14 protein-coding genes are annotated in these 20,225 nt (G+C 72.8%); 1 reads left to right on the top strand and 13 read right to left on the bottom strand.

Annotated elements, in window-relative coordinates; all coding sequences use genetic code 11:
• Positions 1 to 26 precede the first annotated feature (26 nt).
• From ACFC51_RS07290 to ACFC51_RS07345, 12 genes are all read right to left on the bottom strand, one after another.
• Positions 27 to 1,385, bottom strand: a complete 1,359-nt coding sequence (locus ACFC51_RS07290) for a protein phosphatase 2C domain-containing protein (protein WP_376527436.1) — start codon at positions 1,383 to 1,385, stop codon at positions 27 to 29.
• Positions 1,386 to 1,387: 2 nt separating this feature from the next.
• Positions 1,388 to 4,159 carry a tetratricopeptide repeat protein gene (locus ACFC51_RS07295; protein WP_376527438.1) on the bottom strand — a complete coding sequence of 924 codons (2,772 nt, stop codon included), beginning with the start codon at positions 4,157 to 4,159 and terminating at the stop codon, positions 1,388 to 1,390.
• Complete coding sequence (locus ACFC51_RS07300; RefSeq protein ID WP_376527440.1) at positions 4,156 to 5,490, bottom strand: hypothetical protein; 1,335 nt, start codon at positions 5,488 to 5,490, stop codon at positions 4,156 to 4,158. The genes ACFC51_RS07295 and ACFC51_RS07300 overlap by 4 nt, the downstream gene beginning before the upstream one ends.
• Before the next feature lie 47 nt (positions 5,491 to 5,537).
• Positions 5,538 to 6,572: a glutamate ABC transporter substrate-binding protein gene (locus ACFC51_RS07305; RefSeq protein WP_376373984.1), complete on the bottom strand. Its 1,035-nt coding sequence runs from the start codon at positions 6,570 to 6,572 to the stop codon at positions 5,538 to 5,540.
• A gap of 11 nt (positions 6,573 to 6,583) precedes the next feature.
• Complete coding sequence (locus ACFC51_RS07310) at positions 6,584 to 7,975, bottom strand: hypothetical protein (RefSeq protein ID WP_376527443.1); 1,392 nt, start codon at positions 7,973 to 7,975, stop codon at positions 6,584 to 6,586.
• Between the two features lie 232 nt (positions 7,976 to 8,207).
• Positions 8,208 to 9,182, bottom strand: coding sequence for an N-acetylglucosamine kinase (locus tag ACFC51_RS07315; RefSeq protein ID WP_376373978.1), 975 nt, complete (start codon positions 9,180 to 9,182; stop codon positions 8,208 to 8,210).
• Positions 9,173 to 10,438 carry a 6-phospho-beta-glucosidase gene (locus tag ACFC51_RS07320; RefSeq protein ID WP_376373976.1) on the bottom strand — a complete coding sequence of 422 codons (1,266 nt, stop codon included), beginning with the start codon at positions 10,436 to 10,438 and terminating at the stop codon, positions 9,173 to 9,175. Before ACFC51_RS07320 ends, ACFC51_RS07315 begins: the two co-directional genes overlap by 10 nt.
• A 1-nt stretch (position 10,439) precedes the next feature.
• Positions 10,440 to 11,342: a carbohydrate ABC transporter permease gene (locus ACFC51_RS07325; RefSeq protein WP_376527445.1), complete on the bottom strand. Its 903-nt coding sequence runs from the start codon at positions 11,340 to 11,342 to the stop codon at positions 10,440 to 10,442.
• Between the two features lies 1 nt (position 11,343).
• Complete coding sequence (locus tag ACFC51_RS07330) at positions 11,344 to 12,342, bottom strand: carbohydrate ABC transporter permease (RefSeq protein ID WP_376527447.1); 999 nt, start codon at positions 12,340 to 12,342, stop codon at positions 11,344 to 11,346.
• A gap of 11 nt (positions 12,343 to 12,353) precedes the next feature.
• On the bottom strand, positions 12,354 to 13,694 hold the full coding sequence (locus tag ACFC51_RS07335) for an ABC transporter substrate-binding protein (RefSeq protein WP_376373967.1): 1,341 nt from the start codon (positions 13,692 to 13,694) through the stop codon (positions 12,354 to 12,356).
• A 135-nt stretch (positions 13,695 to 13,829) separates the two neighbouring features.
• Positions 13,830 to 14,990, bottom strand: a complete 1,161-nt coding sequence (locus ACFC51_RS07340; RefSeq protein ID WP_376373964.1) for an ROK family transcriptional regulator — start codon at positions 14,988 to 14,990, stop codon at positions 13,830 to 13,832.
• 183 nt (positions 14,991 to 15,173) lie between these two features.
• Entirely contained in the window at positions 15,174 to 16,238 is a 1,065-nt protein-coding gene (locus tag ACFC51_RS07345; RefSeq protein ID WP_376373962.1) for a mechanosensitive ion channel family protein, read from the bottom strand.
• Between the two features lie 317 nt (positions 16,239 to 16,555).
• On the opposite strand from ACFC51_RS07345, the gene ACFC51_RS07350 reads away from it, so the two are divergent.
• Complete coding sequence (locus tag ACFC51_RS07350) at positions 16,556 to 17,092, top strand: HNH endonuclease (protein ID WP_104785722.1); 537 nt, start codon at positions 16,556 to 16,558, stop codon at positions 17,090 to 17,092.
• Between the two features lie 28 nt (positions 17,093 to 17,120).
• On the opposite strand, the gene ACFC51_RS07355 is transcribed toward ACFC51_RS07350, so the two are convergent.
• Entirely contained in the window at positions 17,121 to 20,117 is a 2,997-nt protein-coding gene (locus tag ACFC51_RS07355; protein ID WP_376527450.1) for a beta-N-acetylglucosaminidase domain-containing protein, read from the bottom strand.
• Between the last annotated feature and the right edge of the window lie 108 nt (positions 20,118 to 20,225).

Genomic DNA, 20,225 nt, shown 5'->3' on the forward strand with positions numbered 1-20,225 from the left:
CCGGGCGCCCGCGGACCGGGCGTGGCTCAGGCCGATCCTGCCCCTGGTGCGGCCACGGCGAACGGGAGCAGCGCCACTGTTACGTTGTCGTGGCCCCCGCCGTCGAGCGCATGACCGACCAGCACCTGGGCTCCGTGCAACGGCCGTTCGTACGCGTCGGGCGGCACGGCCGCCGCCATCTCCGCCGCGGCCTCCGCGTAGTTCCACAGGCCGTCGGTGCACACCACGACCAGGCCCGGCCGGTCCGGTTTGAAGGAAGCGGTGTGCGGTTCCAGCTCGTACGCGTCGGCGCCGAGCCAGCCCGTGATGGCGTGGGCGCGCTCGTCGGCGTACGCCTCCGCCTCGTTCATCAGGCCGGCCGCCACCATCTGCGCGGCCCAGGAGTCGTCCTCCGTGAGCCGGGCCGGCGGATGGGCGCGGTCCTCGGGGACCCAGTAGACGCGGCTGTCACCGACCCAGCCGACGACCAGCAGACCGCCCGCCGCGATCGCGCCGACCAGCGTGCACGCCGGGGCGTTCTGGTGGCGGTGCTGGTCGTGCTCCATGGCCTGACCGGGTTCCTGGGCCAGCGCGTTGACGGCCTCCGAGGCCGCCAGGATCGCCTCGTGCATCGCCGTCTGCGGATGGGTCCCGCGCGGCAGCGACTCCAGCAGCGCCTCGTTGGCCGCGCCGGCGGCCGCGGCCGAGGCCTCGTCGGGGCGGCTCGCGGAGGACACGCCGTCGCAGACGACGGCGACGACCGCCGGCGAGCCGTCCGGCAGGGCGGTGCACGACACCGCGAAGGCGTCCTCGTTGCGGTGGTGGCGCAGGCCGCGGTCGCTGACCGCCGCCACCGAGCCGAGCTCCTGCTCCATGTGGTCGCGCTCGCGGGGCTGGGCGTGGCCGCAGTTCTCGCAGTAGCCGTCGGGGTCCACACGGCCTGATCGACAGGCCACACAGATCTTGGCGCCGGCCGGCGGCCCACCCGCGGCGGTGTGCTCGGCGGTACGGGGGTCGGGCGCGGCCAGCTCGAAGTCGCCCGACGGCTCGCCGGGCTCCTCCGGTGCGGTGCCGCCGGGCTCGTCGAAGTGGACCGCCGGCCGCTCCGCGGTGGGCAGGGGCCGCCCGCCCGAGTCCACGCCGGGGAGGTCGGCCGGGCGGTGCGTCGGAGCGGGCAGGTCGGAGCTGTCCGTCTCGGAGGCGGCCGGCCACTCCACGGGACCGTCGGCCGACGCGGCCACTCCCTGTGCGGGCACCGTGATGGCGACCGTCGGGCGGTCGCCCGGCGGTGCGGGCACAGCCGAGAGGTCGTACCCGCACGCCCCGCAGAACAGGTCGCCCGATTCCAGCGGTTCCTCGCAGCCGGGGCACCCGGCCAGGGAGGCCCGCCCGTGGATCTCTGCCATCTTCACACCCAGGTCCGGGGGCGGAAACGGTTGGCCCGCTCCACCAGTTCGATCCTCTCGTCGCCCCGCTGCGCGAGCCGGGCGAGCATCCGGTACGAGCTTTCGAGACCGAACCTGAGGCCCCGCTCGTCCAGCTCACTGCCCAGCACCGTCCTCGGCGCCGCCGTCGCGGGAGAGGTCGGAGCAGCCGGCTGAGCCGTGGGACTACCGGAGAGTACCCAGTCGAGTGCCGTACCCAGTACCTCGGTCGACAACTGCTCGCGCCTCACCGCGTCCAGGCCGTAGGCGCGCAGCGCGGTCACCTGGTCCGCGGCCGCGGAGAGGTCCTGGATCAGAGGTTCGTGCGGGGCCCGCTCACGGAGCCGTGCCCGCACCGCCGCCACCCGGGCCGCCGTGTAGTGGATGGACGACTCCGGCACGGACTCCAGGGTGTGCACCGCCGCTGCCCTGGTGCCGGCGGCGAGCTGCACCCGGGCCAGACCGAACGCCGAGCTGACGAAACCCGGGTCGGTCGCCCAGACCAGGCGGTAGTACTCCGCGGCGTTGTCCAGTTGCCCCAGCACCTCCGCGCAGATACCGAGCGCGAGCTTCGGGGCGGGCTCGCCGGGGAACGCGTCGTACACCGCGTCGAAGGAGAGTGCGGCGTTCTCGCGGTCACCGGTCACCAGCGAGGCGATCCCGCGGTACCAGACGACCCGCCAGTCGTCCGGGTACTCCGACTCCACCGCCGTCAGCACCTGTACGGCGGCGCCTGGTTCGTTCATCTCCAGACGGGCGCGGAGCTCCCTCAGCCGGGTCTCCAGCGAGGCCGCCGGCACGGAGTGCAGCGCGGTGATCAGCTCCGCGGGGGCCGAGGACATCACTCCGGCCAGGAAGCCGGCGTTGGGGTCGTTCGGGTCCACCCGGGGGACCGGCAGGGCCAGCGAGGTCGCCCGCGCGTCGAACGCGGCGAGCCGGGGGCCCGCGTCCTGGTACGCCCCCGGGGCGTGGCCGGGCTCCGCGACCGCGGTCCGGGGAGCCGGAACCGGGGGAACGGGAACGGCCGGCGGCACGTACGCCTGTGCGCCGCCCGTCGCCGTGCTCCCGGTGCTTCCCCTGACATGGGTGGCGGGTGCGTACAGGGGTCCCGCGCCGGCCGGAACCGGCTGCGGGGCGGCGACGGCCGGGGCGACGGGAGGGACAGCCGCCAGGGCCGGTGCGGGGAGGGGCGTGGTGACGGCCGGCCTGCGGCGGCGCCCGAAGAGCCCCGCTCCACCGGACGGACCCGTCCGGGCGCCGAGGCGGGATGCCTCGCCGGTCAGCTCCGCGAACAACTCCGTGTCCGTCACGCGCAGTTCCGTACCGAAGAGCGTCGAGAGCGCCGGGCGCGGCCGGCCCGTCTGGAGGGCCACCACCTCCCGCAGGACCCCGGTCAGCTGTTCCGCCATCTCCGAGGCCGAGGAGAAGCGGCGGGCGGGGTCCGGGTCCGTGGCCCGCACGAGCAGGCGGTAGAACGACTCGTACCTCCGGAACACGTCGATGTTGTCCGGATCGGGCAGCGAGTCCACGAAGACGTTCGTGTACCCCTGGAAGTCGAAGGTCAGCACCGCGAGCGTCCGCGCCACCGTGTAGAGGTCGGAGGCGACGGACGGACCGGCCTCGGCCACCTCGGGCGCCTGGTAGCCGACGGTGCCGTAGATGGCCGACTCGTCGTCGTCCATCCTGCGGACCGCGCCCATGTCGATGAGCTTGAGCTGGTCCTCGGTCTGGATCGCGTTGTCGACCTTGAAGTCGCAGTACAGCAGGTTGCGGCTGTGCAGGTGCCCCAGCGCCTCCAGTGCCTCGATCCCGTATGCGCAGGCCTGCTCGACCGGCAGCGGGTCCCGCCTCCCGTCCGGTGACCGGCGCTCGTTGGCGATCTCCTTGAGCGCCTTCCCGCCGACGTACTCCATCACTATGTAGCCGTCGAGCGAACCGGTGCGCTGGTCCAGGTGCTCCACGAAGTTGTAGATGCGGACGATGTTGGAGTGCTCGATCTCCGCGAGGAAGCGGCGCTCGGAGATGGCCGCGGCCATGGCGTCCTGGTCCCCGGTGTCCAGCAGGCCCTTGAGGACCACCCAGCGGTCGGAGACGGCGCGGTCCACGGCGAGGTAGACCCAGCCGAGCCCGCCGTGGGCCAGGCAGCCGGCGACCTCGTACTGGCCGTGCACGATGTCGCCGCCGCGCAGCTTGGGCACGAACGAGTAGGGGTGACCGCACTTGGTGCAGAACCCCTCGGTGCGCCCGGGCCGGTCCCCGCGGGCCCGTCCGACCGGTGCCCCGCAGTCGGAGCGCGAGCAGAAGCGCTTCCGCTCGGGGACCTCGGGGTTCTCCATCACGGCGGTCTGCGGGTCGGGCCGGGGCACGTCGGGGACGAGCACCAGGCCCGCGCCCAGCCTGCCGCGCCCGGAGGTGGAGCCCGTGGAGGTGCCCGAGGAGCGCACCGACACCGAGCGGGACGTGGAGCGGCCGGACAGCGAGCGGGAGAGCCGCCCGGAGACCGAACGCCGCGAGGTCGACGAGCGGGACGACGAGCGGGCGGACGCCTGCGAACCGGTCCGCTGCGAGGTGCTGCCGCTCCCCCTGCCGCTGCCGCCCGCCGCCCTGCCACCGCCCGCGATGCCGGTGGGCGGTGAACTCACCATGCCCGTCGGCGACACGACCGGCGCGAGGCCGCAGGTGGAGCAGTACAGCTCGCCGCCGCCCATGTCCTCGTAGCTGCCCTCGCACGCGGGGCGCTGGCACTCCGTACTCATGATGTCTCCCCCTGGCCGTCGGGCCCGCCCGGACGCGGTGCCAGCAGATCGGTGGCGGCCAGCTGGTAGCGCAGCACCGCCTGTTCGGCGACGCGTAGATCGCACGGCGCGCTCCACAGCATCCGGCGGGCCGCGTCGTACCGCTCGATGAGCAACGGGTCCTCGGCCAGGCCGTGCCGGGCCACCTTCGCCTTGTACGCGTCCAGCCTGCCGCGCAGCTCCGCGCGGACCGCGAGCGGTGCCGTGACGGACGTCAGCGACTCGCGGGCGCGCAGCAGTTCGTCCTCGGCCTCCCGCTCCAGCGAGTCCAGCAGCGGCGACAGCCGGTTCCACTGGGCGTGCCTGCGGTACTCGGAGGCGACGGCCAGCCTCTCCTGGAGCGCGGTGGGCGGACCGCTGACGGCGGGCACCTCCGACGCGGCGATCTTCGCCAGCACCTCGCCGCGCGCGGAGCGGGCCTCGGCGAGCGTGCGGTCCGCGCGGGACAGGACGTCACGCAGCTGGACCAGGCGCTGCTCGGCGTCCTGCCGGACCGCGAGCACCGCTTCGATCTCGCGGCGTACGTCCTCCAGGGCGCGGGCCGCGGTGTCGTAGCGCACGGTGTCGGGACGCCCGCCACCCGGTGCGGCGCTTCCGGGCCCCGGCAGCCAGAAGGCCAGCGGATCGGAGATCACCTGCACCCGCAGCGTGGTCAGCTCCTGGGTGATCGACTCCAGGTCGTCCCCGGCCGGATGCTCCCCGGGGCGGACCCCGACGGAGTGCGCCAGGGAGCGGGTGCGGCGCAGCTCGGCGGCGAGCAGGTCTATCCGGGCAGGCAGCGCCGACCACACGGAGTCCGCGGCGACGACCATGTCCAGGGACCGGGCGTAGAGGTCGTTCATCCGGGCGACCAGCTCCTCCAGCGTGAACCGCTCGGAGAGTCTGGCCGGACCGCCGGTGGAGGGGCCGGGGCTGACGGCTCCCGGGTTGGCGACGGTCACGCTGTCGCCGCGGAGCACGTCGGTCAGGGCCACCAGGTCGTCCTTGCCGGGGTGGCGGCGCCCCGCACGGATCTCACGCGCCCTGGCGAGCGCCCCGGCGTACGCGTCGAAGTACCCCCACAGCAGGGTGATCGACTGATCGGTCGCGGCCCAGCGTTCCTTGGTGACGCCGGTCAGGTCGGCGCCCTCCAGGAGCCGGCGCCCGGCGTGGTCCTGGAGGGCCAGGAGCGAGGTCTCGATGGCCTCGTGCTCCGCACCGAGCCGGGCCAGCGCACGGTCCGCCTCGTCCCGGTCCATGACCGGGCCGGGGGGCCTCCCCGCGAAGCCGGGGAAGGATCCCGCCACGCCCATCGATCACCTCTCCGTTCCGGCCGCCGGGCCCGAGGGCCCGGACGGGTTCAGTTGCTGCGGTACTTCGGCGCGGGGGGTCCCTCGATGCCGGGCAGCCCCTCCGCCAGCCAGGTCCGGTAGGACGTCATCCAGGGGCTGTCCGCACCGCCCCGGCGGTAGCCGTCCAGCACGTGGTTCACCCGCGCCACCAGGTCGTCGGCGCCGAGCTTGGCCGCGACGCCGTAGTACTCGGTGGTGAACGGTTTGTCGCCCTTGAGCTCCACCGCCGGGTCCTGCGCCGCCTGGCCGGCCGCCAGCGCGTTGTCCGTGACCACGGCGTCGACCTCGCCGAGCTGGAGCCTCACGAGGCAGTCCAGCTGGTTGGGGACGGTCAGCTGGTCCTCGTCCAGCTCGGTGTCCTCGTGCTCGTCCTCGAATATCGCCCCGAAGGACTCCTCCTTCAGCGCGTCGTTCGCCGTCGAGCCCTCCGCCGTGCAGACCCGCTTGCCCTTCAGCGACTCGTCGTAGCCGTCGATCGTGGACTCCTTGGGAGCCAGGACCTGCTGACCGGCCTGGAAGTACGCCGTGGAGAAGGCGACCTGGCCGACGCGCTTGCAGTTGATCGTCATCGTGCGGACGACGACGTCGACCTTCCCGTTCTCCAGGGCGGCGATCCGCTGGTTGGTCGGGATGGCGCGGAAGATCACCGCGTCCCGGTCCCCGAGGATGTCCTCCGCGATGGCGTGCACCAGATCGATGTCGAAGCCTTCGAGCGTGCGGCTCTCCGGGTTCCGGTACCCCCACTGGAAGCTGTTCTGGTCGACACCGGCGATCAGCTTCCCGCGCTCCCGGATCTTCCGGAGACTCGGGCCGTCGCCCGTCGACGCGGGAACACTCGCCTCCGGGTCCTTGCACGTCTCGGCGGCGGCCGGAACGGCAGAGGTGGCCTCCTGCCCGGCGCTCCGGCCGCCGAAAGCCCCGTCGCCGTGCGCCAGCGGCAGCAGTGTGAGCGAGGCCGTGACCGCACAGGCCACCGCCATGCCCGTCACACCGCCCCAGCCGCGCAGCCCCCGCCGCGCGGCCCAGCCCTTCGCCCTGGTCATCGCTCGTCCCCTCACCGGTACTCCGCGAGCCTGCGGTTGACCCCGACGATCGCGGCGACCGCGCCCAGCAGGGCGAGGACGGCGGCCCCGGCGGGCAGTCCGCCCAGCGCCCCGCGCCCGCTCCCGGCAGCCGCGTCGAATTCGCCCTGCTCATGGGCGAGCGCCTTCTCCAGGGCGTCGTCGACCCGCTCGAAGGACTGCCCCGTGGTGTCCTTCGGCCCGATGATCTGCCCGAGCGCGGCGTCGTACTCGCCCCGGTCGTCCGTCTCCCGGGCCTTCCTGTGGCGGTCCTGCCACTCGGACACACCGTCGATGGCGTCCTTCACCGGTCCGCTCCCCGTCGTGTCGTCGCCGGCGAGCTTCTCCGCGGTGCCGAGCTGGGCGCCGAGCGCCCTCATGCCCGTGCTGTAGTCGTTCTCGTACTTGTCCCGGGTGCCGTCCGGGGTGAGCACCGCGCCCCGGGCCACCAGTGTGAGGTTCTCGTTCGCCCGCGCCTTCAGGGAATTGATCCGGGCCTTGTTGAGGACGTCGAGCGACTCCTGGCCGTTCACCATGGCGCCGCGCAGCTCGGCCCTGGCCACCGTGTGACCCACGGCCAGCCACAGCAGCACCACCGTGGCGGCGGCCGTCGCCGCGAGCAGCCCGCGGCTGAAGACACGGTGCGTCCGGCGGTAGTTGCGGCGCTGCATCCAGACCAGCGCGGCCAGCGCCACGATCCCGGCGGCCAGCGAGAGGAACGGCCAGCGCCGCGCGTCGGCCGAGTCCTTGCCGAGGCGGCCCGTCTCCGCCGCGTACAACCGCTCGGCGGCCGGGAGGAGTTCGTTCGTCATCTTCTGATTGGCGTAGCGGAGGTAGGCGCCGCCGAGCGGCAGTCCCTGCCGGTTGTTGGCCCTGGCCCGCTCGATCAGGCCCGTGTACTCGGGGAGCAGCTCACCCAGTTCGGTGATCTCCCGGTGCGAGGGGGTCGAGACGTCGGTGCTCGCCGCGGCCTTCACGAGCAGCCGGGAGGCCTCCTTGATGTCCTTCTCGTACTGCGCGTGGACGTCCTCGGGCTCCTCGGCGCCGGCGAGGAAGCCGCTGGCGGCCATCGTGTCGGCGTCTGCCAGCGAACGGTAGATGCTCGCGGCGTCCGCGCTCAGCGGCTGGCTGCGCTCCACCACGTCGTCGGCGGACGAGGCCCGTCCGGAGATCTCCAGGAAGGTGACCGTCCCGAACACCAGTACCAGCAGGGTGAGTACGGCGCCGATGATCTGGAGCCGGCCCGGCTCGGTGGTCGCCGCGGCACGCAGCCGCCCGGCGGCCTCGGAGCGCAGGCCCCGGCGCTGGGCCGGCACGGTCACGGGCGCGGCCGGACTCTCCGGCCCGGGCTCCCGCAGTGCGGCCCCGGTCGGCGGGTATGTCACTCGACCTCCCCCTCGGTCTCTGACGTCGGCCCCGGCCCCCGGCCGATCGGGGGACTGGCGCCCGGCCAGAAGTATGGCCGCAGGGACCGGCATTCACCAGGAATACCTGGATCCTGCACCGAATCGATCTCCCCATCAAGAACACGTTCGGGACATCTGATCGGTTCCCGTACGGAAGGGGGCGTCTCCCGGCGACCGGCCGGGCAACGCCCCCACCTCTGTGACCAGTCTGTCAGGTGTAGTACGCGCGCAGCCTACGGTGCGCCCCGGCCGGCGCCCCCGTGTGGTCCAGGCCGAGCAGCGCGGCGCCGAGGACGGGAGGCTCCGCGACCACCTGGACCACCGCCTTCGGCGCACGCTCCGCCAGCAGCCGGGCGATGCCCTCGTCCAGCCGGGCGTGCCGTGCCGCCAGCACGCTGCCGCCCAGGACGACCGGCACCTCCTCGGCCAGCAGCCCCAGCCGTCCCAGCGCCACCGTCGCCATGGAGACGACCTCGCCGGCCAGCCGGTCCACCAGGGCGCTCGCCACGGCGTCCCCGGCCGCGCTCGTCGCGAAGAGCACCGGCGTCAGCTCGTGCCGGCGCCCCGCGGGGATCAGCCCCCGGTGCAGTGCCTCGATCAGCTCGTACATCGAGCCGAGGCCGAAGTGCCCCGGCAGCGTGCGCACCAGCTCCGTCGGCTCCCCGCGGCCGTCCTCGGCCCGCGCGGCGAACCACAGGGCCTCCTCGGCGAGGCCCGAACCGCCGCCCCAGTCGCCCGATATCCGGCCGATCGCCGGGAACCGGGCCGTACGGCCGTCCGGGACCATGCCCACGCAGTTGATCCCGGCACCGCAGACGACGGCCACTCCGCGGGGCTCGTCCAGAGCCGCCCGCAGGATCGCGAAGGTGTCGTTGCGCACCTCGACCGTGCGGCCCCAGCCCCGGGCGAGCAGGGCCTCGGCCAGCTCGGCCTCCTCCACCGGGAGATCGGCGTTGGCCAGGCACGCCGACACGTGCTCCACGCTCCCGACGGGCTCCCCGGACGCGGCCAGGGCCTGTCCGATCGCCGAGGCCAGGACGTCCACCGCCGTCTCCACGCCGACGACGGGCGGCTGGAAGCCGCCGCCGCGTGCCGTGGACAGGACGGTGCCGTCCTCGCCGATCAGAGCCACATCGGTCTTGCTGTTCCCCGCGTCGATGGCGAGGACCGAAGCCTTCACGCCCACGCCAGGTGCTCCCGGTTGTGCGCGATCAGCCGGTCGGTGAGGCCCTCGGCGTACTCGAACTGGCCGATGAGCGGGTGCGAGAGCAGCGCCTTGAACACCCGGTCCCGGCCGCCCCGCAGCGCGGCGTCCAGCGCCAGGTCCTCGTACGCCGTCACGTTGGCGATGAGCCCGGCGTACAGCGGGTCGAGGGCCGGCACCGCGAGCGGGGAGGCGCCCGTGCCGTCCACCCGGGCCTGGGTCTCGATCACCGCGTCGTCCGGCAGGAACGGCAGCGTGCCGTTGTTGTACGTGTTGACCACCTGCACGGCCGGGCCGCCCCCGCCGAGCAGCGAGGCGGCCAGGTCCACGGCCGCCTCCGAGTAGAAGGCCCCGCCCCGCTTGCCGAGCAGCGCCGGCTTCTCGTCCAGCGCGGGATCGCCGTACATGGCCAGGAGTTCCTTCTCCATCGCGGCGACCTCCGCCGCCCGGGACGGCTTGGTGCCGAGCTCCCGGACGACCTCGTCGTGCGCGTAGAAGTACCGCAGGTAGTACGACGGGACGACCCCGAGCCGGTCGACGATCTGCCGGGGCATGCGCAGGTCGCCGGCGATCGCGTCGCCGTGCTCCGCGAGCAGCTTCGGCAGGACGTCCTCGCCGTCGGGGCCGCCGAGCCGCACCCCGAGCTCCCACGACAGGTGGTTGAGCCCGACGTGGTCCAGGTGGATCTCGCCCGGAGCGACGTCCAGGAGCCGCGCGAACTTGCGCTGGAAGCCGATCGCGACGTTGCAGAGCCCGACGGTCTTGTGCCCGGCCTGCAACAGGGCGCGGGTCACGATGCCGACCGGGTTGGTGAAGTCGATGATCCAGGCGTTCGGGTTGGTGCGCCGGACCCGCTCGGCGATGTCGAGGACGACCGGCACCGTGCGCAGCGCCTTGGCGAGGCCGCCTGCGCCCGTGGTCTCCTGGCCGACGCAGCCGCACTCCAGCGGCCACGTCTCGTCCTGGTTGCGCGCGGCCTGCCCGCCGACGCGCAGCTGGAGCAGCACCGCGTCGGCGCCCTCCACCCCCGCGTCCACGTCGGAGGTGGTGGTGATCCGGCCCGGGTGGCCCTGCTTGGCGAAGATCCTGCGGGCCAGCCCGCCGACGAGCTCCAGCCGGTCGGCCGCCGGATCGACGAGCACCAGCTCCTCGACGGGCAGGGTGTCCCGCAACCGCGCGAACCCGTCGATCAGTTCGGGTGTGTAGGTGGATCCGCCACCCACTACTGCGAGCTTCATGTCAGCCCTTCACTCCAGTCAGTGTGACGCCTTCGACGAAGGCCTTTTGTGCGAAGAAGAACACGATGATGACCGGCGCCATGACCAGCAGGGTCGCGGCCATCGTCAGGTTCCAGTTGACCGCGTGGGCGCTCTTGAACGACTCCAGGCCGTAACTCAGCGTCCAGGAACCGGGATTCTGTGCCGCGTAGATCTGCGGTCCGAAGTAGTCGTTCCAGCAGTAGAAGAACTGGAAGAGCGCGACGGCGGCGATGCCCGGCTTGGCCATCGGCACGACGATCCGCAGGAGCGTCCGCAGCTCACCGCACCCGTCGACCCTCGCCGACTCGATGTACTCCTGCGGAATGGTGAGCAGGAACTGCCGCAGCAGGAAGATCGAGTAGGCGTCGCCGAACGCCATGGGGATGATCAGCGGCCACAGCGAGCCCGACAGGTGGAGCTGCTGCGACCACACCAGGTACATCGGGATGACGATGACCTGGGGCGGCAGCATCATCGTGGAGATGACGAGGATCATCGCGGTACGCCGCCCGCGGAAACGGAACTTGGCCAGGGCGTAGGCGACCGGCACCGACGAGCACACCGTGAACACCGTGCCGAGCAGGGCGTACATCAGGGAGTTGCGCCACCAGCCGAGGAAACCGGGGGTGTGGAAGACGGTCGAGTAGTTCGACCAGTGCCACGCATCCGGCCACAGGTCGCCGCTCATCGCCTGGCTGTCGCTCATCACCGAGGTGAGGAGGACGAAGACGAACGGCAGGACGAAGAAGAGGGCGAGTGCCACGGCCACGGAGTGGACGGCGATCCAGTTCAGGACGCGCCTGCGCCGGTGGGAGGCGGCGTCCGCTCCGCGCGGCCTGCTCGCCACGGGAGCTTCCGGCCTGGTCAGGGTGGTGCTGGTCATCTCAGTCCTCCGCCGGAATGAGGCCGACGCTCTTGCGCATCAGCAGAAGGGTGACGCCCATGGCGATCGCGAAGAGCACGAGGGAGAGCACGCACGCGGCACCGGTGTTGAAGTTCTGGAAGCCCATCGAGTAGACGAGCTGCGGCACCGTCAGGGTGGAGTGGTCCGGATACCCGGGCTGGATCACCGTGCCGGGTCCGATGGAGACGCCCGAGGCGAGCTTCCCCGCGACGAGGGCCTGTGTGTAGTACTGCATCGTCTGCACGACGCCGGTGACGACGGCGAACAGCACGATCGGGGTGATGGCGGGCCAGGTGACGAAGCGGAACTTCGTCCAGGCGCCGGCGCCGTCGAGATCGGCGGCCTCGTACTGCTCCTTCGGCACGTCCAGCAGCGAGGCCATGAAGATGACCATCAGGTCGCCGATGCCCCACAGGGAGAGCAGGACCAGCGAGGGCTTGGACCAGTTCGGGTCGTTGAACCAGCTCGGGCCGTCCAGGCCGATCCACGAGAGCATCTCGTTGACCGGTCCCGTGGACGGGTTGAGGAGGAAGACGAAGGCGACGGTGGCCGCGACCGGCGGGGCCAGGTACGGGATGTAGAAGGCCGTGCGGAACAGCCCCACACCCGTCTTGATCTTCGTGATGAGCAGGCCGATGCCGAGGCCGAACACCACGCGCAGCGCGACCATGACGACGACCAGCCAGAGGGTGTTCCACAGGGCCGGGCCGAACAGGGGCATCTGCTCGAACACGTACCTCCAGTTCCGCAGTCCCACGAAGGTGGGCGCCTTGATCTGGTTGTAGTGCATGAACGAGAAGTAGACGGTCGCGATCAGCGGGTAGCCGAAGAAGACCGAGAAGCCGACCAGCCAGGGCGAGAGGAACCCCAGGATGCGCAGCCGCTCGCGGTTCCTCCTGCGCCGCAGCGCGGGGGTGCGGGGATCCGGTGCGGCCCCCCGGCCGGCGGACTTCGCCGAGGTGGGAAGGGAAAGTGCCATGACCCGGCTCCTCAGTTCTCCGACTGGACGTTGTCGGCGTCGATCTGGTCGTCGAGGTCCTTCAGGGCCTTGTGCAGGTTCTTCGTCCTGCCGGCCTCGACGGACTGCGAGAAGTCCCCGAACGAGTTGATGTACTGCCCGCCGTTGTTCGACGGGGGAACGGCCTGGCTGTGCGGGTTCCGGGCGATCGAGAGGAAGGCGCGGAACGCCGGATCGGCGTCCAGGGCGGGTGACTTCAGCGCGTCGAACGTGGAGGGCACGTTGTGGATGGCGTTGGCGAAGTGGACGACCGCCTCGGTGTCGATCGTCAGGTACTTCACCAGCTCCCAGGCCGCGTTCTGGTGCATGCTGCTGTGCGCGATGCCGGCGACGGTGCCGGTGAGGTACCCGCGCCCGTAGGTGTCGGCCTGGTCGTCGGGGACCGGGAGCGGGGCCACACCCCAGTCGAAGTCGGCCTTCGCGTCGTCGAGCATCAGCCCGCGCCACTCGCCGTCCAGGTGCATGGCGAGCTTGCCGGTCAGGAAGCCGTTCTGGGACGACATCTCGTCGCCGAAGGTGGCGCGCAGCCGCTCCATGGCGCGGTAGCCGCCCTGTGCGTCGGAGAGACCGCGCATGGTGGAGAAGAACTGCTCGGTCTTCGGCTCGTCGGCGAGCTTCGCCTTGCCCTCGTCGTCGAAGTACTGCGGCCCCCACTGGGCGAACATCCGGTCGGGGGAGTTCTGGTACAGCTGGAAGTTGGGCATGAAGCCGGCGCGTTCGAGCGAGCCGTCCTTCTTCTTCCGCGTCAGCTTGACCGCGTCGGCCTTCATCTCGGACATGGTGCGCGGGGGCCGGCTGATCCCGGCCTCCTCGAAGGCATCCTTGTTGTAGTACATGCCGAACGCGTCGGCGAGCAGCGGCGTCGCGCACTGGACGCCCTCGTACCGGGTGTAGTCCAGCAGGGTCTTCGGGAAGACCTTCGTCTTGTCGATCCCGCTCTTCTTCATGAAGGGGTCGAGGTCCACCCACATGCCGGAGGAGCAGTACTGCCCGACGTTGTTGGTGGTGAAGGACGTGACGACGTCGGGAGCGTCCCCGCCGCCGGCCCGCAGCGCCTGGTTGATGGTCTCGTCGCTCACGTTGCCCGTGGAGACGACGTCGATGTTCGGGTGGAGCTTCTCGAAGCGGGCGATGTTCTCCTTGATCGCCTTGGCCTCGCTCGGCGCCGACCAGCCGTGCCAGAACTTGAGGGTGACGGGCTTCGTGGGGTCGTCGGTGTCACTGCCGGTGCTCGGGTTCGCGCAGCCGGCCAGCAGCAGTGCGGCCGCGCCGAGTGCCACGGGCACACGGGTACGGATGTGCCATCGCGCCATGTCGGACTTCCTTAGCGGGAGGGGAGGGGAGGGGAAAGGGGAGGTGGGGCACAGGGACGGGGGCTGGGGGCGGCAGGCATGGAGGTGCCGTACGGGCCACCGGACCGGGGGCGCCGCCGCGGGGTGACGGGTGGTTCAGACGGTGTCGAAGACGCTGTCGCGGGCCTGGGCGAGGGCCGTGCGCAGCGCGCCGGTCAGGATCGGGTTCCCTTCGATGTCGCTGATGCGCAGCAGGGGCCTGGGCAGCGCCAGGCCGGTCAGCTCGGCCTCGACCAGCGTGCGGAGCGCCTCGCCCCCCGCCTGGGCCACCCGGCCGGAGAGGACGACCAGTTCGGGGTCGACCACGGCGACCACGGCGGCGAGTCCGGTGGCCAGCCTGCGGGCGACCTCGGCCCGGACGGCTTCGTCGGCGAGCGCCTCGGCCAGCGGCCTCCCGCCGGCCAGGGCGCGTATGGCGGGGCGCGAGACGAGGCTCTGGAAGCCGCCCCCCGCGTCCGGGCCCGCCCAGTCCCTCTCGCCGCCGCGGGCGAGCGGGGCGCCCGGCAGAGGCATGTAGCCGATCTCCCCCGCGCCGCCGGTGGCGCCGCGCAGGAGGGAGCCGCCCAGCACGATCGCCGCGCCGACGCCCTCGTCGAGCCAGGCGAGGACGAAGTGGTCGTGGTCCTGCGCGGCACCCTCGTACTGCTCGGCGACGGCGGCGAGGTTCACGTCGTTCTCGATGACGACCGGCCTGCCGACGACCTCGGCGAGGTCGGCGACGAGGGTGCGCGAGTGCCATCCGGGAAGATGGGGTGCATAGCGCAGCTGACCGGTGTGCGGGTCGATCGCGCCCGGGGTCCCGATCACCACACGGTCGAGGTCGTCGTGGCCGAGCCCGGTCCCGCGCAGGGCGCCGTCCACGGCCTCGGCGACGAGCTGGGCGGTGCGGTGGCGCACGTCCTCCGCGACGGCTTCGGCCTCCACGCGGCAGGAGCCGATCACGGTGCCGGTGATGTCGGAGACGACGGCGTCGATGCCGGTGTGCCCGACGGAGAGCGCCGCGACGTGCCCGGCGGCCGGGTCGATCTCGTAGAGCACCGCCCGGGGGCCCGGGCGCCCGCTCTGGCTGCCGGTCGAACGGACCAGGCCGGCGTCCTCCAGCCGCGCGAGCAGCTGGGAGGCGGTGGGCTTGGAGAGCCCGGTCAGCTCGCCGATCCGGGTACGGGTCAGGGGGCCCTGAGCGACCAGGAGATCGAGCGCAGCCCGGTCGTTCATGGCGCGCAGGACACGTGGGGTACCCGGTGTTGTTCCGGCCATGAGCGACGCGCCCTCCCTCTGTTAGGAAACTTTCCTATTCGTTGGGAGGAACGTAGGACCCGTGTCACCGGATCGTCAATGGGGTCGGCCGACACGGCTGCCGAAGCGTTACCCGGGCCGGGCCTCCCGGGAACGCGGAAGGGGCGCCCCGACGGTCTCGCGGAGCGCCCCTCGGCACGGGTCCTACTTGGTCAGGCTGGGCGGCGGTATCGGGGTCGCCGCCAGGGACTGCGGGGACGTCGTCGACGCGTACGCCGAGGGCGCCGCCATGGCCGCCGTCGGGTCGGCCGTGGACTCGCCGTCGGCGCTGAGGGGGAGTGCGCCGATCATCCGGATGCCGGCTGCGTCCAGCGCCTGCTTGATCCGCCAGCGCAGCTCCCGCTCGACCCCCAGCGACTTGCCCGGCATGGTCTTCGCCGTGACCCGTACGGTCATCGAGTCGAGCAGCACCGCGTCCAGGCCGAGGATCTCCACCGGGCCCCACAGCCGCTCCGACCAGGGCTCTTCCTTGGTCATGGTCTCGCCCGCCTCGGCGATCGCCTTGCGCACCAGGTCCAGGTCCTCGGTGGGACGGACCGTGACGTCGACACCGGCCGTGGACCAGCCCTGGCTGAGGTTGCCGATCCGCTTCACCTCGCCGTTGCGGACGTACCAGATCTCGCCGTTGTCGCCGCGCAGCTTGGTGACCCGGAGGCCGACCTCGATGACCTCACCGGAGGCGACGCCCGCGTCGACGGTGTCGCCGACGCCGTACTGGTCCTCGAGGATCATGAAGACACCGGAGAGGAAGTCGGTGACGAGGTTGCGGGCCCCGAAGCCCAGCGCGACACCGGCGACCCCCGCGGAGGCCAGCAGGGGGGCCAGATTGATCTGGAAGGCGCCCAGGATCATCAGGGCCGCCGTGCCCAGGATCAGGAACGACGTGACCGAGCGGAGCACGGAGCCGATGGCTTCGGAGCGCTGGCGGCGGCGTTCCGCGTTGACCAGCAGGCCGCCCAGGGCCGTGCCCTCCACCGCCTGGGCGCTGCGGTTCATCCGGTCGATGAGGTTGGTGAGGGCGCGCCGGATCAGGTACCGCAGCACGATCGCGATGGCGGCGATCAGGATGATGCGGAGACCGGTGTTCAGCCAGGTGGACCAGTTCTCCTCGACCCAGCCTGCGGCGTTCCCCGCCCGTTCGGCGGCTTCGTCCAGAGAGCCGCCGGCGCCGGGTGACGGAGCTGCGGCCAGCAGGGCGGACAGGGACACGGCGGGGACCTCCAGGTGGGGCGACAGCAGACCAACCACAGTAACGAAGCCGGGGGAGTGGTTCGTTGCCGTCGGGGAGGGAGATCCACGTCTCACCGGGGGGAGCACGGGGTGGGGCCGCCCCCGGGGCGGGGACGGCCGCCCCTGCGGCACACCTGTTCCGGTGTGCCCGGGGCGGGGACGAGGCGGGCGGGTGAGAAAAATCCCTCCGGCCCGTTACCCGCACGTGGTGGCGCTCGGACCAGGCATAAGGAGAGACTGAGAGCGGATCGTCCCGGCGCGAGCCACGCGTCGCCGGCGTACAAGGAGGCATCCACGTGCCGCACGTCCTGGTTCTCAACGCTTCGTACGAGCCGCTCGGCGTCGTACCTCTCCGCCGCGCGCTCGTCCTCGTCCTCGAGAACAAGGCCATCTGCCTCGAGGAGTCCGGCGCCTTCATGCACAGTGCCACCCGTGCCGTGCCCGCGCCGAGCGTCGTCCGCCTCAAGCGGTTCGTGCGCGTCCCCTACCGGGGGCCCGTCCCCCTCACCCGCCGTGCGCTCTTCGCCCGGGACGGCGGCCGCTGCATGTACTGCGGGGCCGCCGCGACCAGCGTCGACCACGTCATCCCGCGCAGCCGCGGCGGCCAGCACGCCTGGGACAACGTGGTGGCGGCCTGCCGCCGCTGCAACCACGTCAAGGCGGACCGCCATCTGCCCGAGCTGGGCTGGCGGCTGCGCCATCAGCCGGCGCCGCCCAGCGGGCTGGCCTGGCGGATCATCGGAACCGGACACCGGGATCCGCGCTGGCTGCCCTACCTGCAGCCGTTCGGCGCGGACGACGTGATGGCCCGGATCGACGGCGTTTCCGCCTGAGCACCGGGCCTTCGGCGTACCGGGGCCCTCAGCGGCCCTCCGGGTCCTCGCCGGCGACGGCGTACGCCTCGACCGACCACAGCGAGTAGCCGTACTCCGTGGCCCGGCCGTCGCCCTGGACCCGGAGGAAGCGGGTGTCCTTCGCGTCCATCCGGACCGACTCGCGCCCGCCCCCGCCCTCCCGGACGGTCGCCGCGGTACGCCAGGTGCGGCCGTCCGGGGAGACCTGGACGCGGTAGCGGGAGGCGTAGGCGTCCTGCCAGTGGAGTACGACCTGGCCCAGCCGCACCGGCGCGGGGAGTTCGGCCTGCCACCAGGCGCCGTCCTCGACGGGGGACGACCAGCGGGTCTCCGGGTCGCCGTCCGAGGCGGCCGACGCCGGGAAGTCCGGGGTCTCGTCGCCGGAGGAGGACACCTCGGCCGTACGCACCAGGTCGGGGCCCGCCGTACGCGGGTAGGCCCGCACCGTCAGCGTGCTCTCCTCGCCCCCGAAGCTCAGCGGCACCTCGTACTCACCGGCCGGGGTGTCGGCCGGCACGGTGATGTCCACGGGGACGTGGGTGCGCGAGCCGCGCGTCACGGTCGACTGCTTCGGCACCCTCACCTCGATGCCCTTCGGAGCCTTCGCCTTCAGCTCGCCCTTCACCTCGCCGGGGCGCCCGCCGGCCAGCCGCGCCTCGACCCGCTGCGCACCGCCGCCGATCACGGCGTCCGTCCTGTCCCGGACGAGAGCGAGCCGGGCCGCCGGCTCGTCACCGAACCACGGGACCAGCGCCCGCACCCGCGGGGCGTCCGATGCCGGGGGAGCTGTGCCGGTGACGCCCGGGGCCGGAGGTCCGACGAAGGCCGGGCGGGCGGAGGGGACGGTGACCCGGAGGGCGTCCGCGCGCAGCCCGCGCGCCGCCGTCTGCGTCCAGCCGGCCTCCGACAGGGGGCCGAGCCCGCGCCAGCCCTCCCCCGGCACATGGGCCTCGAGGACGGCGCCCTGCGAGCCGTCACCCGGCCGGGCCAGCGTGGTGACGGCCTCCAGCGGACGGGTCCGGCCGAGACGGAGGGTGTAGCCGTGCGCGTCCTTGCTCGCCGTGCCCGCGTCGCGGTCGGTGCCGTTCCAGGCGCCGGCGTCGCGCAGGACCCGGTCCAGGAAGGGGTCCAGGACACCCTTGCCGACGGTGGCCGTGTGCGCGCCGATCTCCTCGCGCAGGGGTTCGAGTGCCAGCTGGGCCCGCCAGGCGGCCGCCCCGTCGCCGCGGCGCTGGGCCTCCAGCAGATCGACGGCGAGCTCACCCGCCCTGCCGTACCGGGCCAGCTGCTCGGTCCACGGCCGCACCTCGTCCCGGAGCCGGCCGTTCGCGGGCGTCGCCAGGCGCTCCGGCGTCCGCCGCATCACCCCGAACGCCGCCCGCAGCCCGCGCGCGGCCCGGTCACCGTCCGCCGCGTCCTCGCGCGAGGTCCAGAACGCCTTCAGCAGCGGCTTCAGGTACGCCGACTCGTCGCCGCCCAGCACGGAGGCGGCACTGTTGCCGGCCAGCGCCTCCAGGGCCTTCCGGGCCTCGGCGTCCCCGTCCGCCAGGTCGTCGAGGGCGGCCTGCCAGGACTCCTGCGGCCGGTACTGCTTCGGGTTCCAGGCGAAGTCCGCGGCCGTGAACAGCGGGATGCGGGAGGCCGACGGCTGTTCCATGGCGTTGGCCAGCAGCGCCGCCGACCCGCCGGCCACCGCCGGGTCACGGCCCGTGTACGGGCCGAGGAAGATCCGGTCCTGCGCGTAGTCGTTGACCGGGTAGTTGTCCATGGTGACCAGGGGGCGGCGGAAGACCGCCCGCGCGTCCGCCAGCTCCCTGCCGGTGATCGTCCTCGGCACGACCCCCACACCGGTCCAGGCGACCTGCACCCGGTGGTCCAGCTCCGCGGCGAGCGCCGTGCGGTAGTCGGTGGCGCCGTCCTGGTAGTACTCGGTCGGCATCACCGACAGCGGTTCCGCGTCCGGGTGCCGGTCCGCGAGGTGCCGGGCGACGGCGCTCGCGACCCGCGCCTGCGCCCTGGCCGCCGCCTCGGGCCCGCTGCCGTACGTCTCGGCGTCCTGGTCGCAGTGCCACTCGCTGTAGCTGACGTTCTGGAACTGCAGCTGGAAGGCCCGCACCCCGAGCGCCCACATCGCGTCGATCTTCCGGGTCAGCGCCCGTACGTCCGCGTCCGAGGCCATGCACATGGCCTGTCCCGGGGAGACGGCCCAGCCGAGAGTCACGTGCTCGGCCCGCGCCTTCGCGGCCAGAGCACGGAAGTCGGCGCGTTCCGCGGCGGGGTACGGCTCACGCCAGCGGGTCTGCCGGAACGGGTCGTCGCCGGCCGCGTAGAGGTAGCGGTTCTGCTTCGTGCGTCCCATGAAGGCGAGCTGGGCCAGCCGTTCCTCCTGGCTCCACGGCTGCCCGTAGAACCCCTCGGTCGTCCCGCGGACGGCGGTACCCGGCCAGTCCCGGACCACGGCCCCGGCCACGGTGCCGTTCCGCACGAGCTGGCGCAGGGTCTGCACGGCGTGGAACAGGCCGTCCTCACCCACGCCGTCCAGGGCGACCGTGGGGCGGTCACCGGCCCGGCCCACGGCGAGGCGGTAGCCGCCGTACGGCAGGTCGGCGCGTTCGGGTGCGCGCATGGCCCGCAGCGCCCGGCCCGCGTCCGGGCCGCCGAGCCGGATCACCGGGCCCTTGCCGGGCAGGGAGGCGTGCACCGTCCTGACCCCGGCGTCACGCAGGAGCGCCCTGAGCGCGTCCACCGCGTACGGGTCGGCCTGCGCGTCGGCGAGGAGGGTCACCTCGGAACCCAGCGGTACGGACCGTCCGGACGCCTCGACGGACTGCGGGCGCGGCCAGACGGCGGGCAGCCGCGCTTCGTCCGCGCGGTCCGGACTGGTCGCGGCGGGGCCCGGGGGGCTGACGGGGGCCGCGACGGCGGCCGGCCCGAACGGGCCGAGCAGCCCGCCGATCACAGCGACGGCGACGGCCGTCGCATGCCTCCTGCGCCCGAGCTGCACGCCCCGCTCCTTCACCCTGACCTCGCCCCGGCAGTGACGTCCGAGCCCACCATCCGGGCGCGGGGGTGTCAATGCGCATGGCCGTTCCGGGCGGTATGCCCGGTGTAT

Origin of the sequence: Streptomyces sp. NPDC055962, assembly GCF_042270185.1 — a bacterium.
Taxonomy (GTDB): Bacteria; Actinomycetota; Actinomycetes; order Streptomycetales; family Streptomycetaceae; genus Streptomyces.

Bases quoted from the DNA above. Each gene is read 5' to 3' on its own strand.
- ACFC51_RS07295 (WP_376527438.1), bottom strand. From the start codon at position 4,159: ATGAGTACGGAGTGCCAGCGCCCCGCGTGCGAGGGCAGCTACGAGGAC.
- ACFC51_RS07300 (WP_376527440.1), bottom strand. From the start codon at position 5,490: ATGGGCGTGGCGGGATCCTTCCCCGGCTTCGCGGGGAGGCCCCCCGGC.
- ACFC51_RS07330 (WP_376527447.1), bottom strand. From the start codon at position 12,342: ATGGCACTTTCCCTTCCCACCTCGGCGAAGTCCGCCGGCCGGGGGGCC.
- ACFC51_RS07320 (WP_376373976.1), bottom strand. From the start codon at position 10,438: ATGAAGCTCGCAGTAGTGGGTGGCGGATCCACCTACACACCCGAACTG.
- ACFC51_RS07335 (WP_376373967.1), bottom strand. From the start codon at position 13,694: ATGGCGCGATGGCACATCCGTACCCGTGTGCCCGTGGCACTCGGCGCG.
- ACFC51_RS07290 (WP_376527436.1), bottom strand. From the start codon at position 1,385: ATGGCAGAGATCCACGGGCGGGCCTCCCTGGCCGGGTGCCCCGGCTGC.
- ACFC51_RS07340 (WP_376373964.1), bottom strand. From the start codon at position 14,990: ATGGCCGGAACAACACCGGGTACCCCACGTGTCCTGCGCGCCATGAAC.
- ACFC51_RS07305 (WP_376373984.1), bottom strand. From the start codon at position 6,572: ATGACCAGGGCGAAGGGCTGGGCCGCGCGGCGGGGGCTGCGCGGCTGG.
- ACFC51_RS07325 (WP_376527445.1), bottom strand. From the start codon at position 11,342: ATGACCAGCACCACCCTGACCAGGCCGGAAGCTCCCGTGGCGAGCAGG.